Here is a 13,277-nt window from a genome sequence, read left to right on the forward strand (position 1 = left end):
CTGGTTCTGGAATTCAGCGTGCGGCCCAGCGCGCCAGCAGCGCCGCCGCGTCGTGCGGCGACTGGGCCGGCGGCAGCTCGGGCGGCGTGCGGCTGAAGCGCGGCGCGGGCGCGGGCTGCACCAGGCCGCCGGCTTCGGCGAAGGTGCCGCGCGCGCGGTTGTGGGCATGGGCCGGCGCCTCGTCCCAGTCGAGCACGGGGGCGAAGCAGGCGTCCGTGCCTTCGAGCAGCGTGCACCAAGCGTCGCGCGTGCGCGTGCGGAACAGGTCGGCCATGCGCAGCTTGAGCAGCGGCCAGCGCGCGTGGTCCAGTTGCGCGTCGAAGGCCGGGTCGTCGGCGATGCCGCAGCGCTCGCGCAGCAGCGCGTAGAACTGCGGCTCGATCGCGCCGATGGCCACGTACTTGCCATCGGCGCAGGCGTAGGTGTCGTAGAAGTGCGCGGCGCCGTCGAGCAGGTTCTCGCCGCGCTGGTTGTTCCACTGGCCGGCGGCCTTCATGCCGTACATCATGGACGACAGCAGCGCTGCGCCGTCGGTCATCGCGGCGTCGATCACCTGGCCCTGACCCGAGCCCTTGCTCTCGTGCAGCGCCGCGAGGATGCCGAAGGCCAGCAGCATGGCACCGCCGCCGAAGTCGCCCACGTAGTTGAGTGGCGGCACCGGCGTCTCGCCCGCGCGGCCGATGGCATGCAGCGCCCCGCTGATGGCGATGTAGTTGATGTCGTGGCCAGCCGCCTGCGCCAAGGGGCCGTGCTGGCCCCAGCCTGTCATGCGGCCATAGACCAGGCGCGGGTTGCGGGCAAGACAAACGTCCGGCCCAAGGCCCAGGCGCTCCATCACGCCGGGGCGAAAGCCCTCGATCAGCACGTCGGCCCGCGCGATGGTCTGCAGCAGTTGCTCGGCCGCGCCTTCGGCGCGCAGGTCCAGCTGCAGCACCGTGCGGCCGCGCGCCAGGATGTCGTGCGGGTTGCGCCTGGTGCCGGGCCGCTCCACGCGCAGCACCTCGGCGCCCATGTCGGCGAACAGCATCGCGCAAAACGGTCCCGGGCCGATGCCCGCCATCTCCACCACCCGAAGTCCCTGCAAAGGTCCTGCCATCTCGTATGCCTCTCCAGCCGGCGCAGGCCAGCCATGTTCGATGGGGCATCTTGGCGCCGCCACCGTGGGGCGGCATCGTCGGAACGGACGAAGTTGTCAGGTTAGGGTCATCCAGAGTGGTCAGACCACCCGACCAATGTTGCAATCGCGCCCACTTCGAAACCACGAGGAGACACGCATGCAACGACGCCACGTTCTGGCCCGCACGGCCGGCGCCATCGCCACCCTCGCCCTGGCCCTGCCGGCCCTGGCCGCCTGGCCCGAGCGCCCGATCACGTTGATCGTGCCCTGGGGTGCGGGCGGCGGCACCGATGCGGTGGCCCGCATCATCGGCGCGGAGCTGGAGAAGGAATTGAAGCAGCCCATCAACGTCGCGAACCGCACCGGCGGCAGCGGCGTGGTCGGCCACCAGGCCATCGCCTCGGCCGCGCCGGACGGCTACACCATCGGCATCCTGACGGTGGAGATCGGCATGATGCGGCACGCCGGCCTGACGCAGCTCTCAGGTGCGGACTACACCCCGCTGGGCCTCATGAACTTCGACGCCAACGCCGTGCTGGTGCGCGCCGATTCGCCGATCAAGACCGCCGCCGACCTGCTGGCCGCAGCCAAGGCCAGCCCCGGCAAGATGAAGGCCAGCGGCACCGGCCAGGGCGGCATCTGGCACCTGGGCCTGGCGCAGTGGCTGGTGGACAACAAGCTGCCCGGCAACGCCATCGGCTGGGTGCCCAGCCAGGGTGCCGCGCCCGGGCTGCAGGACCTGCTGGCCGGCGGGGTGGACGTGGTCTCGTGCTCGCTGCCCGAGGCCCGCGCGCTGATCGAAGGCGGCAAGGTGCGCCCGCTGGTGCTGCTGGGCTCCAAGCCCGATGGCATCTTCCCGCAGGTGCCGCTGTACACGGATGCCAGCGGCAAGATGTGGAACGCCGGCGCCTGGCGCGGCATCGCCGGCCCCAAGGGCCTGCCCAAGGACGTGAGCGACCGGCTCTCGGCCGCGCTCAAGAAGATCTTCGACGGCGCCGGCTACCAGGATTTCCTGAAGTCGCGCGGCTTCGGCGCGCTCTACGCCGGGCCGGCGGAGTTCGGCAAGTTCATGACCGACAAGGACGCCGACTTCGCGACCGCCATGAAGGCCGTGGGCATCGCCAAGTAGCAGCGCATGCGCATCCACGACAGCCTGATCGGCGCGGTCCTGCTGCTGCTGTCGCTGGCCGTGCTCTGGCACATCCAGGGCTTTCCGCCCGCAGCGGGGCAGCAGTACGGACCGGCGCTGTTTCCTGGCCTGATTGCGGGCGGCCTGGCCATCGCCTCGCTGCTGCTGGCCTGGCAGGGCCTGCGCTCCGGCCAGCCGCTGGTCTCGGTCGGGGCGGGCCTGCGCTCGCCGCGCCACCTGGCCAGCCTGCTGGTGGCCCTGGGCGGCATGGTGTTCTACATCCTGTGCGTCGACACGCTGGGCTTCATCGTCTGCAGCGCGCTGGTGCTGCTGGCGCTGCAGTGGGCACTGGGCGTGCGCCCGGTGGTGGCGCTGGCCGTGGCGCTGTTGGCCACGCTGGTGATCCACGCCTGCTTCTACAAGCTGCTGCGCGTGCCGCTGCCCTGGGGTTGGCTGCAACCCATCGCCTGGTGAAGGACGCCTGATGGACGCGGTTCTGCAAGCCTTCGCGCTCGTCGCCACGCCGCAGGTGGCGCTGGTGATGCTGCTGTCCGGCATGTTCGGCATGTTCGTGGGCGCGGTCCCGGGGTTGACGGCCACCATGGCCACGGCCCTGCTGGTGCCGATCACCTTCTTCCTGCCACCGGTGCCGGCGATTGCCGCCATCGTCACCGCCACGGCGATGGCGATCTTCGCCGGCGACATCCCCGGGGCGCTGCTGCGCATTCCGGGCACACCGGCCTCGGCCGCCTACACCGACGAGTCCTACGCCATGACGCGCAAGGGCGAGGGCGAGAAGGCGCTGGGCATCGGCCTGGTGTTCTCGTGCATCGGCGGGCTGTTCGGCACGGCGGTGCTGATCGTGGCTGCGCCGTCCCTCGCCGAGTTCGCCATCCGATTCAGCTCGTTCGAGTACTTCTGGCTCGTGGCGCTGGGCCTGACCTGCGCCGTGTTCATCACCAGCGATGCGCCGCTCAAGGGCTTGATCACGCTGTTCCTGGGCCTCTTGATCGGCTGCGTGGGCCTGGAGAACCCGGCCGCCCATCCGCGCTTCACGTTTGGCAGCGCCGACCTGCTTGGCGGCGTGAGCCTGATCCCGGCCATGATCGGCATGTTCGCGATCTCCGAGATCCTGCGCTTCACCGTGACGACCGAGCAGATCGGCCGCTTCAACCAGCAACTCGGCTCGGTGTTCAAGGGCATGTGGGGCCTGATCTGCAAGTACCCCAAGCAGACCCTTCGCGGCAGCGTGCTGGGCACGGCGGTGGGCATCCTGCCCGGCGCGGGCGCCGACATCGCGGCCTGGATGTCGTTCGCGATGAGCAAGAAGCTCTCCAGGGAGCCCGAGAAGTTCGGTACCGGCCATCCCGAAGGCCTGGTCGAGGCCGGCGCCGCCAACAACAGCGCGCTGGCCGGTGCCTGGGTGCCGGCGCTGGTGTTCGGCATCCCGGGCGACTCGATCACGGCCATCGTGATCGGCGTGCTCTACATGAAGAACATGAACCCGGGGCCGATGATCTTCATGAACAACGCGCCCAGCGTCTACGCCGTGTTCCTGGTCTTCATCGCCGCCAATCTGCTGATGCTGCCGCTGGGCTGGGCCTGCATCAAGGCGTCCTCGCGCATGCTGCGCATGCCGCGCAACATCCTGATGCCCATCATCCTGCTGTTCTGCCTGGTCGGTTCGTTCGCCATCAACAACGCGCTGTTCGACCTGTGGATCCTGCTGGCCTTCGGCGTGGCGGCCTGGGTGCTGGAGGACAACGGCTTTCCCATTGCGCCAGCCATCCTGGGCATGCTGCTGGGCAAGATGCTGGAGGAGAACTTCATCACCTCGATGATCAAGTCCGAAGGCAGCTGGCTGGCCTTCGTCGAGCGGCCGATCGCGGGCGGGCTGGCGCTGTTCACGCTGGCGCTGTGGTTCGGCTCGGGCTGGCTGGCCTGGCGCCGGCGCACGCGCAGATGGGCCGCGTGAACACCGCGCCACCAGTTGGCGACGCGGCCGCGGCCCGGCATGCGCTGAATCAGTCCGCGTGCATGCGGATTTCGCGGCTCTCGCCCATGCCGCTGGGCGGCTTGCCCGTGGCCGCGGCCTTGGCCATCTTGTAGAGCTGCGTGAGCTTGTTCTCCTTGACGTCCCAGAAGTGCGCGTGGGTGATGCGCACCTCGACCAGGGCCACGTCCGGATCGTCGACGCCACCCGGGAACCAGGCCTCGGTCATCTTGTTCCACAGCTGGCGCGCCTTGGCTTTGTCGTCGCTGACGGCTGCGGTGCCGCTCACCGAGACGTAGCTGTCCTTGCCGGGGTCGGCGTAGCTCACGTTGACCGTGGACTCGCGCGCCAGGTCTTCGACCGAATCGCCCTTGCGCGACATGAAGAACCACAGCCGGTCGTCTTCGTCCAGCTGCTGGTTCTGCGTGGTCATGGGCCGCGCATGCAGGTGGCCATTGGCGGGATGGCGCGTGGTGAACATGGCGAACTTGATGTCCTTGATCAGTTCCCACAGCTGCTGGCGGTCTTCGGGGGTGCTCATGTGCTCTCCTTCGTTGGTGTGCAGCCGCATCGGACGATGCGGCCTGACCCCATTGAAAGCGGCCTGACGGCCACACCCCATCGGAGCGGCGCGTGCCTACGCGTCGGCGATGGCGCCGTCCACCACGGCCTGGGCCTCGGCGAAGATGCGCTGCAGATGCGCCTCGCCACGCAGGCTCTCGGCGTAGATCTTGTAGACGTTCTCGGTGCCCGAGGGCCGGGCCGCGAACCAGCCGCCCGCGGTGCTGACCTTGATGCCGCCGATGGCCGCGCCATTGCCCGGCGCCTTGCTCTGCACGCTGGTGATGGGCTCGCCGGCCAGCTCGGACGAGGTGATCTGCTCCGGCGTGAGCTTGCCCAGCAGCTTCTTCTGCGCGGGCGTGGCCGGGGCGTCCTTGCGGCTGAAGACCGGGTTGCCGAAATCGGCCGCGAGCGCGGCGTAGAGCTGGCCCGGGTCACGCCCGCTGCGCGCCGTGATCTCGGCCGCCAGCAGCGCGGCGGTGATGCCGTCCTTGTCGGTGGTCCAGACCGTGCCGTCGCGGCGCAGGAAGCTCGCGCCCGCGCTCTCCTCGCCGCCGAAGCCCAGCGAGCCGTCGAACAGGCTGTCGGCGAACCACTTGAAACCCACGGGCACCTCGTGCAGGCGCCGGCCCAGCCGCGCGGCCACGCCGTCGATCACGCTGGTGCTGACGACGGTCTTGCCGATGGCGGCCTGCGCGCTCCACTGCGGACGGTTGCGGAACAGGTAGTCGATGCAGACCGCCAGGTAGTGGTTGGGCGGCAAGAGGCCGGTGCTGGGCGTCACGATGCCGTGGCGGTCGTGGTCGGTGTCGCAGGCGAAGGCCACGTCGAACCGGTCCTTCATGGCCAGCAGCGACTGCATGGCGTGCGGCGAGGACGGGTCCATGCGGATCTGGCCGTCCCAGTCCAGCGTCATGAAGGCGAAGCGCGGGTCCACCGTCTCGCTGACCACGGTCAGGTTCAGCTTGTAGCGCTCGGCGATGGCACGCCAGTAGTGCACGCCGGCACCGCCCAGCGGGTCCACGCCCAGGCGCAGGCCGGAGCCGCGGATCAGGTCGAAGTCGAGCACGCTGGCCAGGTCGGCCACGTAGGTGTTCAGGAAGTCGTGGCGCTGCGTGGTCGCGGCGTCCAACGCGGCGCGCAGCGGCATGGTGCGCACGCCGGCCAGCCGGGCTTCGAGGTACCTGTTGGCCGCCGCCTCGATGGGGCCTGTGATCTCGCCGCCGGCCGGGCCGCCGTTGGGCGGGTTGTACTTGAAGCCGCCATCGCGTGGCGGGTTGTGCGAGGGCGTGACGAGGATGCCGTCGGCCAGCCCTTCGGTCCGTCCCTTGTTGTGGACCAGGATCGCATGCGAGACGGCCGGCGTGGGCGTGGGCTCGTCGCCCGCGGACAGCAGCACCGTCACGCCGTTGGCCGCCAGCACCTGCATGGCACTGGCCACCGCGGGTGCCGACAGCGCGTGCGTGTCGGCGCCCAGGAACAGCGGGCCGGTGATGCCCTGGGCCTTGCGGTGGTCGCAGATGGCCTGGGTGATGGCCAGCACATGCCAGTCGTTGAACGAGCGGTCGAGCGAGGAGCCGCGGTGGCCGGAGGTGCCGAAGGCCACGCGCTGGGCCGCCACGCCCGGATCGGGTTGGTCGTCGGCGTAGGCGCCGCGCAGGGCGGCGAGGTCGATCAAGGTCTCGGCGGGGGCGGGCTTGCCGGCAAGAGGATGCAGATGGGCGCTCATAGGGTCCTTCGGGCTGTGCGGCCCCCATTGCAAGGGCCATGCCACAGCATAGCGGTGCACGGCGACGCGTCCGGTAGGACGGTTACCCCTCAGGCCGTCGATCCGCGTTCGACGATGCGGAACCCCACGTCCACCACCGGCTGCACGACCGCCTCGCCGCGGCAGCGCGTCAGCACGAGCTGCGCGGCCAGGCGGCCGATGGCCGGGCCGTCGATGAGCACGGTGCTCAGCGACGGCCACAGGTGCGCCGCGAAATCGGCATTGCCGAAGCCGCAGACCGCGAGATCCTGCGGCACGCGCAGCCCGCGCGCCTGGGCCTCGACCAGCACGCCCTGGGCCAGCTGGTCGGAGCTGCAGGCCACGGCCTGCAGGCCGGGCTCACGCGCCAGCAGTTCGGCCAGGGCCTGGCGGCCGCGCTCCAGGTTGCTGGGCGCGGCCACCATGGCCGTGGGCACGGCGCGGCCATAGGCGGCCTCGAAGCCGGCCTTGCGCAGCAGCGCACGCGGGTCGCCGGCCGTGGCGATGCCCACGCGCTGCCAGCCCTTGGCGCGGAAGAAGTCGCCCACGGCGCGGCCCACGCTGTCCTGCGAGAAGCCGACCAGCATGTCCACCGGCGCGTCCGACAGATCCCAGGTCTCGACCACCGGAATGCCGGTGCGGCGCAAGCGCTCGCGCACGGCCGGGTCCTGCACCAAGCCCGTGAACACGATGCCGTCGGGCTGGCGGCTGATCATGGTGTTGAGCACCACCTCCTCGCGCGCGAGGTCGTAGCCGGTCTGGCCCAGCAGCACCTGGTAGCCCTCGGCCGCCAGCGTCTCGGTCAGCGTCTGCACCGAGGGCAGGAACTGCGCCACGGCCAGCGCCGGCACGATGCCGGCCACCATGCGGCTGCGCTTGGACTTGAGGCCGCCCGCCAGCAGGTTGGGGATGTAGCCCGTGGCCTGCACGGCCTGCTGCACGCGCGCGATCGTCTTGGCCGAGACCACGCCCGGGTTGCCGAGCGCGCGCGAGGCCGTGATCAACGACACGCCGGCGGCGCGGGCGACATCGTGCAGCGTGGCGGGCTTGGCAGATCTGGCAGCAGGTGGCGCGACGTTCATGGCGGCTGGCACGTGCGGGAAACAACCCGCTTGACGGCAGAAATGACAACGATATCATCCGCATCCGTCCAGGTCGTCGTACAACAATGCGAAAAACACCAAGATTGCACGTAGACGTCCGACATCACGCCGAATGACAACGATGTCATTCGCCCCACAGACCGCTTTGGAGACTCTATGAAGAAGCTTTTCGCCGCTGCCCTGGCCAGCTTGGCCTTCGCCGCCGCCGCCGACACCTGGCCCAGCAAGGCCGTCACCATGGTCGTGCCCTTCCCGCCCGGCGGCTCCACCGACCAGGTGGCGCGCGCCGTCGGCCCGCTCTTGACCGACAAGCTCAAGCAGTCCTTCCTGGTGGACAACAAGGCCGGCGCCACCGGCACCATCGGCGCGACGTTCGTCAAGCGCGCACCGGCCGACGGCTACACCTTCCTGGTCACCTCGCTGGGCCCGCTGGTCATCGTGCCGCACCTGCTCAAGGGCATGCAGTTCGACCCGCTCAAGGACTTCGACACCATCACGGTGGCCGTGCAGTCGCCCAACGTGCTGGTGGTGCACCCGAGCTCGCCGTTCAAGAGCCTGGCCGACGTGGTGGCCTTCAACAAGGCCAACCCGGGCAAGATGACCTTCGCCTCGGCCGGCAACGGTTCCAGCGACCACCTGACGGCCGAGCTGTTCTGGCAGCAGATCGGTGTCAAGGGCATCCACGTGCCCTACAAGGGCGGCGCCCCGGCCCACACCGACCTCATGGGCGGGCAGGTCGACGCCTCGTTCCAGAACGTGAACTCGGTGCTGCAGTACATCAAGGGCGGCAAGATGCGCGCGCTGGCCGTGACGAGCACCAAGCGCTCGCCCGTCCTGCCCGACGTGCCCACCATGGCCGAGGCCGGCGTGGCTAACGTGGAGGTGACCTCCTGGCAGGCCATCGTGGCACCCAAGGGCCTGCCGCCCGACGTGCGCGAGAAGGCCCATGCCGCCTTCGTCGAGGCGCTGAACAGCCCCAAGGTCAAGGACCAGTTCACGAGCATCGGCTTCGAGATGGTGGCCAACACGCCCGCCGAGTTCGCAGCCTTCCAGCAGAAGGAATACGCGAAGTGGAAGCAGGTCATCGAGACCGGAAAGATCACGATCGAGTAAGCCCCCGATCGCCCCTCTCCCACCGCGGGAGAGGGCGTCACCCAGCCCCCTGATTGCCATGACACACGACAGCATCGCCCACATCCGCCTCTCCTCCTGCTACCTGCCGCTGGCCAACCCGATCAGCGACGCCAAGGTGCTGACCGGGCGCCAGAAGCCCATGACCGAGATCGCGATGCTGTTCGCCGAGATCGAGACCAAGGACGGCCACAAGGGCCTGGGCTTCTCCTACTCCAAGCGCGCGGGCGGCCCCGGTCAGTTCGCGCACGCCAAGGAAGTGGCGCCCGCGCTGATCGGCGAAGACCCCAGCGACATCGCCAAGCTCTGGACCAAGCTGTGCTGGGCCGGCGCCTCGGTCGGCCGTAGCGGTCTGGCGGTGCAGGCCTACGGCGCCTTCGACGTGGCGCTGTACGACCTGAAGGCGCGCCGCGCCGGGCTGTCGCTGTCCAAGCTGCTGGGTTCGCAGCGCGACTCGGTGCGCTGCTACAACACCTCGGGCGGCTTCCTGCACACGCCGATCGACCAGCTGTCTGTGAACGCTGCCGCCTCCATCGAGCGCGGCATCGGCGGCATCAAGCTCAAGGTCGGCCAGCCCGACGGCAAGATCGACATCCAGCGCGTGGAGGCCGTACGCAAGCACCTGGGCGACCACGTGCCGCTGATGGTGGACGCCAACCAGCAGTGGGACCGGCCCACGGCCCAGCGCATGTGCCGCATCTTCGAGCAGTACAACCTGGTCTGGATCGAGGAGCCGCTGGACGCCTACGACCACGAAGGCCACGCCGCGCTGGCCGCCACCTTCGACACACCCATCGCCACCGGCGAGATGCTGACCAGCCTGTCGGAGCACTACGACCTGATCCGCCACCGCGCGGCCGACTACCTGATGCCCGACGCGCCGCGCGTGGGCGGCATCACGCCCTTCCTGAAGATCGCCGCGCTGGCCGAGCACGCCGGCATCGCGCTGGGCCCGCACTTCGCGATGGAGCTGCACGTGCACCTGGGCGCCTGCTACGCCACCGAGCCCTGGGTCGAGCACTTCGACTGGCTGGAGCCGCTGTTCAACGAACGCCTGGAAACCAGGGACGGCCGTATGCTGGTGCCGACGCGGCCGGGCCTGGGCCTGTCGCTGTCCGAACAGGCGCGCGGCTGGACGCGCGAGACGGCGGAGATCGGCCAACGCGCCTGAAACAACGAAGCAACCACGATGAGCAAGCCCCTCTACATCACCATGCACGAGGCCGACAACGTGGCCATCGTGGCCAACGACGGCGGCCTGCCGGCCGGTACCGTCTTCGAAGGCGGCCTGACCTTGGTCGACAAGGTGCCGCAGGCGCACAAGGTGGCGCTGGTCGACATCCCCGCGGGCGGCGCCGTGCGCCGCTACAACGTGACCATCGGTTACGCGCTCAAGGACCTGCCGCGCGGCAGTTGGGTGCACGAGCGCCTGCTGCAGATGCCCGAGGCGCGCGAGCTGGTCGGCCTGCCCATCGCCACCGTGCAGCCGCCAGAGCAAACGCCGCTGGAGGGTTACACCTTCGAGGGTTTCCGCAACCCGGACGGCTCGGTCGGCACGCGCAACATCCTGGCCATCACGCAGACCGTGCAGTGCGTGGCCGGCGTGACCGACTTCGCGGTGCAGCGCATCAAGGCCGAGTTGCTGCCCAAGTACCCGAACGTGGACGACGTGGTGGCGCTGGAGCACACCTATGGCTGCGGCGTGGCCATCGACGCGCCGGACGCGATCATTCCGATCCGCACGCTGCGCAACATCAGCCTGAACCCGAACTTCGGCGGCGAGGTCATGGTTGTGAGCCTGGGCTGCGAGAAGCTGCAGCCCGAGCGGCTGCTGCCGCCCGGCTCCATCCCCATCGTGGACGAGCGCAACGTGGCCGATGTGGGTGATACGGCAGAGGCCAAGCTCGACGTGGTCTGCCTGCAGGACGATGCGCACGTGGGTTTCATGTCCATGGTGCAGTCCATCATGCGGCAAGCCGAGGAGCACCTGGAGCGCCTGAACGCGCGCCGCCGTGAGACCGTGCCGGCCAGCGAACTCGTGGTCGGCGTGCAGTGCGGCGGCAGCGACGCGTTCAGCGGCGTGACGGCCAACCCGGCCGTGGGCTATTGCACCGACCTCCTGGTGCGCGCCGGCGCCAGCGTGATGTTCAGCGAGGTGACCGAGGTGCGCGATGGCATCGACCAGCTCACCTCCCGCGCCAGCACACCCGAGGTGGCAGAGGCCATGATCCGCGAGATGGCCTGGTACGACGCCTACCTGGACAAGGGCCGCGTGGACCGCAGCGCCAACACCACGCCGGGCAACAAGAAGGGCGGCCTCTCGAACATCGTCGAGAAAGCCATGGGCTCCATCGTCAAGAGCGGCAGCGCCCCCATCACGGGCGTGATCTCTCCGGGCGAAAAGCTCAAGCAGAAGGGCCTGATCTACGCCGCCACACCCGCCAGCGACTTCATCTGCGGCACGCTGCAGCTGGCCGCCGGCATGAACCTGCACGTGTTCACGACCGGCCGCGGCACGCCCTACGGCCTGGCCGAGGTGCCCGTGATCAAGGTGGCCACGCGCGACGACCTGGCGCGCCGCTGGCACGACCTCATGGACATCAACGCCGGCACCATCGCCACCGGCGAGAAGACGATTGCCGACGTGGGCTGGGAGATGTTCCAGCTCATGCTGGATGTCGCCAGTGGCCGCAAGAAGACCTGGGCGGAACAATGGAAGCTGCACAACGCGCTGGTGTTGTTCAACCCCGCACCCGTGACCTGAAACCTCAAGGAGAGACAGCATGAAGATCGGATTCATCGGCCTGGGCATCATGGGCGCGCCCATGGCCCTGCACCTCGTCAGCGCCGGCCACGACGTGACCTACGTCAAGCGCAGCAAGGTCAACGCGGAGATCGCCGCCAGCAGCGCGAAGGGCGTCGCCACGGCCAAGGAGGTCGCGCAGGCGGCCGACGTCGTCATCCTGATGCTGCCCGACACGCCCGACGTGCAGGCCGTGCTGTTCGGAGAGAGCGGCGTGGCCGAGGGCCTGACCAAGGGCAAGACGGTCATCGACATGAGCTCGATCTCGCCCATCGAGACCAAGGCCTTCGCCGAGAAGATCGCGGCGCTGGGCTGCGACTACCTGGACGCGCCGGTCAGCGGCGGCGAGGTCGGCGCCAAGGCCGCCAGCCTGACCATCATGGTCGGCGGCACCGAGGAAGCCTTCGCCAAGGCCAAGCCCCTGTTCGAGAAGATGGGCAAGAACATCACGCACGTGGGCGGCGTGGGCGACGGCCAGACCACCAAGGTGGCCAACCAGATCATCGTGGCGCTGAACATCGCCGCCGTGGGCGAAGCCCTGTTGTTCGCCAGCAAGGCCGGCGCCGACCCGGCCAAGGTGCGCCAGGCGCTGATGGGCGGCTTCGCGGCCAGCCGCATCCTCGAGGTGCACGGCGAGCGCATGATCAAGCGCACCTTCAACCCGGGTTTCCGCATCGGCCTGCACCAGAAGGACCTGGGTCTGGCACTGGCCGGCGCGAAGTCCATGGGCGTGGCGCTGCCGCAGACCGCCGGCGCAGCGCAGCTCATGCAGACCTGCGCGGCCCAGGGCTGGGACCAGCTGGACCACTCGGCATTGGTCAAGGCGCTGGAACTGATGGCGCACCACCCGGTGGCCCCGGACTGACAGCCCACCCGGCACGCGGAAAACCAAGGAGACAACATGACACCCAACCGCTTGCGCACCCTCTGGCAGTCCGGCGGCGCCGCCGTCAACGGCTGGCTGGCCATCCCGAACAGCTTCTCGGCCGAGACCATGGCCCACCAGGGCTGGGATTCGCTGACCATCGACCTGCAGCACGGCGTGGTGGACTACCAGGCCATGCTGCCCATGCTGCAGGCCATCGCCACCACCGACACCGTGCCCGTGGTGCGCGTGCCCTGGCTGGAGCCCGGCATCCTCATGAAGACGCTGGACGCCGGCGCCCAGGCCGTGATCTGCCCCATGGTCAACACGCGCGAGGACGCGCAGAAGCTCGTCGCCTGGACCAGCTACGCCCCGCGCGGCACGCGCAGCTTCGGTCCGATCCGCGCGCTGCTGGTACACGGCGCCGACTACCCCGCGCAGGCCAACGACTTCGTCGTGCGCTTCGCGATGATCGAGACCGCGCAGGCGCTGGACAACCTGGACGACATCCTGTCCGTCGAAGGGCTGGACGCGGTCTACATCGGCCCGTCCGACCTGTCGCTGTCGCTGGGCTGTCGGCCGGTGTTCGACGATGTGGACCCGAAGGCCCAGCAGGCCATCGACCACATCCTGGCGCGCGCCAAGGCGCACGGCATCGTGGCCGGCATCCACAACGGCAACCCGCAGGGCGCGCTCGCGCGCATCGCCCAAGGGTTCCAGTTCCTGACCGTCAGCTCGGATGCGCGGCTGATGGCGGCCGGCGCGCAGCAGGTGGTAGCCGCCATGCGCGCGCAGGCACCGGCCAAGCCCGGCAGCGGCTACTGAATT

At 69.4% G+C, this 13,277-nt stretch carries 12 protein-coding genes; 8 read left to right on the plus strand and 4 right to left on the minus strand.

Annotation, left to right across the window (positions count from 1 at the left end; all coding sequences use genetic code 11):
- Nucleotides 1-13 precede the first annotated feature (13 nt).
- Nucleotides 14-1,096 (minus strand): CaiB/BaiF CoA-transferase family protein, encoded by a 1,083-nt coding sequence (locus ASF45_RS24670; RefSeq protein ID WP_056669470.1) that lies wholly within the window; start codon nucleotides 1,094-1,096, stop codon nucleotides 14-16.
- 178 nt (nucleotides 1,097-1,274) lie between these two features.
- Between ASF45_RS24670 and ASF45_RS24675 the strand changes: the two genes are divergently transcribed.
- From ASF45_RS24675 to ASF45_RS24685, 3 genes are read left to right on the plus strand one after another with little or no spacing between them, the layout of a single operon-like run.
- On the plus strand, nucleotides 1,275-2,246 hold the full coding sequence (locus ASF45_RS24675; protein ID WP_056669473.1) for a tripartite tricarboxylate transporter substrate binding protein: 972 nt from the start codon (nucleotides 1,275-1,277) through the stop codon (nucleotides 2,244-2,246).
- Nucleotides 2,247-2,252: 6 nt separating this feature from the next.
- Entirely contained in the window at nucleotides 2,253-2,720 is a 468-nt protein-coding gene (locus ASF45_RS24680; protein WP_056669476.1) for a tripartite tricarboxylate transporter TctB family protein, read from the plus strand.
- 7 nt (nucleotides 2,721-2,727) lie between these two features.
- Nucleotides 2,728-4,221: a tripartite tricarboxylate transporter permease gene (locus ASF45_RS24685; RefSeq protein ID WP_156473173.1), complete on the plus strand. Its 1,494-nt coding sequence runs from the start codon at nucleotides 2,728-2,730 to the stop codon at nucleotides 4,219-4,221.
- A 49-nt stretch (nucleotides 4,222-4,270) separates the two neighbouring features.
- On the opposite strand, the gene ASF45_RS24690 is transcribed toward ASF45_RS24685, so the two are convergent.
- The 3 genes from ASF45_RS24690 to ASF45_RS24700 form a co-directional block, all read right to left on the minus strand.
- Complete coding sequence (locus ASF45_RS24690) at nucleotides 4,271-4,780, minus strand: pyridoxamine 5'-phosphate oxidase family protein (RefSeq protein WP_056669481.1); 510 nt, start codon at nucleotides 4,778-4,780, stop codon at nucleotides 4,271-4,273.
- Between the two features lie 96 nt (nucleotides 4,781-4,876).
- Nucleotides 4,877-6,529, minus strand: coding sequence for a phosphoglucomutase (alpha-D-glucose-1,6-bisphosphate-dependent) (gene pgm / locus ASF45_RS24695; protein WP_056669485.1), 1,653 nt, complete (start codon nucleotides 6,527-6,529; stop codon nucleotides 4,877-4,879).
- 89 nt (nucleotides 6,530-6,618) lie between these two features.
- Nucleotides 6,619-7,629, minus strand: a complete 1,011-nt coding sequence (locus ASF45_RS24700; RefSeq protein ID WP_056669488.1) for a LacI family DNA-binding transcriptional regulator — start codon at nucleotides 7,627-7,629, stop codon at nucleotides 6,619-6,621.
- Between the two features lie 177 nt (nucleotides 7,630-7,806).
- Between ASF45_RS24700 and ASF45_RS24705 the strand changes: the two genes are divergently transcribed.
- The 5 genes from ASF45_RS24705 to ASF45_RS24725 are packed head-to-tail and all read left to right on the plus strand — an operon-like array spanning nucleotide 7,807 to nucleotide 13,274.
- Complete coding sequence (locus ASF45_RS24705; RefSeq protein ID WP_056669491.1) at nucleotides 7,807-8,763, plus strand: tripartite tricarboxylate transporter substrate binding protein; 957 nt, start codon at nucleotides 7,807-7,809, stop codon at nucleotides 8,761-8,763.
- Between the two features lie 58 nt (nucleotides 8,764-8,821).
- On the plus strand, nucleotides 8,822-9,952 hold the full coding sequence (locus tag ASF45_RS24710; protein WP_056669494.1) for a mandelate racemase/muconate lactonizing enzyme family protein: 1,131 nt from the start codon (nucleotides 8,822-8,824) through the stop codon (nucleotides 9,950-9,952).
- 18 nt (nucleotides 9,953-9,970) lie between these two features.
- On the plus strand, nucleotides 9,971-11,545 hold the full coding sequence (garD, locus tag ASF45_RS24715; protein WP_056669497.1) for a galactarate dehydratase: 1,575 nt from the start codon (nucleotides 9,971-9,973) through the stop codon (nucleotides 11,543-11,545).
- 19 nt (nucleotides 11,546-11,564) lie between these two features.
- Entirely contained in the window at nucleotides 11,565-12,449 is an 885-nt protein-coding gene (locus ASF45_RS24720; RefSeq protein WP_056669500.1) for a 2-hydroxy-3-oxopropionate reductase, read from the plus strand.
- Between the two features lie 36 nt (nucleotides 12,450-12,485).
- Complete coding sequence (locus ASF45_RS24725) at nucleotides 12,486-13,274, plus strand: HpcH/HpaI aldolase/citrate lyase family protein (RefSeq protein WP_056669503.1); 789 nt, start codon at nucleotides 12,486-12,488, stop codon at nucleotides 13,272-13,274.
- Nucleotides 13,275-13,277 lie beyond the last annotated feature (3 nt).

This window comes from Pseudorhodoferax sp. Leaf265, from assembly GCF_001422365.1.
Taxonomy (GTDB): domain Bacteria; phylum Pseudomonadota; class Gammaproteobacteria; order Burkholderiales; family Burkholderiaceae_C; genus Pseudorhodoferax.

Coding starts and splice junctions, on each gene's coding strand:
- ASF45_RS24670 (WP_056669470.1), bottom strand. CDS start 1,096: ATGGCAGGACCTTTGCAGGGACTTCGGGTGGTGGAGATGGCGGGCATC.
- ASF45_RS24675 (WP_056669473.1), top strand. CDS start 1,275: ATGCAACGACGCCACGTTCTGGCCCGCACGGCCGGCGCCATCGCCACC.
- ASF45_RS24680 (WP_056669476.1), top strand. CDS start 2,253: ATGCGCATCCACGACAGCCTGATCGGCGCGGTCCTGCTGCTGCTGTCG.
- ASF45_RS24690 (WP_056669481.1), bottom strand. CDS start 4,780: ATGAGCACCCCCGAAGACCGCCAGCAGCTGTGGGAACTGATCAAGGAC.
- pgm (WP_056669485.1), bottom strand. CDS start 6,529: ATGAGCGCCCATCTGCATCCTCTTGCCGGCAAGCCCGCCCCCGCCGAG.
- ASF45_RS24700 (WP_056669488.1), bottom strand. CDS start 7,629: ATGAACGTCGCGCCACCTGCTGCCAGATCTGCCAAGCCCGCCACGCTG.
- ASF45_RS24705 (WP_056669491.1), top strand. CDS start 7,807: ATGAAGAAGCTTTTCGCCGCTGCCCTGGCCAGCTTGGCCTTCGCCGCC.
- ASF45_RS24710 (WP_056669494.1), top strand. CDS start 8,822: ATGACACACGACAGCATCGCCCACATCCGCCTCTCCTCCTGCTACCTG.
- garD (WP_056669497.1), top strand. CDS start 9,971: ATGAGCAAGCCCCTCTACATCACCATGCACGAGGCCGACAACGTGGCC.
- ASF45_RS24720 (WP_056669500.1), top strand. CDS start 11,565: ATGAAGATCGGATTCATCGGCCTGGGCATCATGGGCGCGCCCATGGCC.
- ASF45_RS24725 (WP_056669503.1), top strand. CDS start 12,486: ATGACACCCAACCGCTTGCGCACCCTCTGGCAGTCCGGCGGCGCCGCC.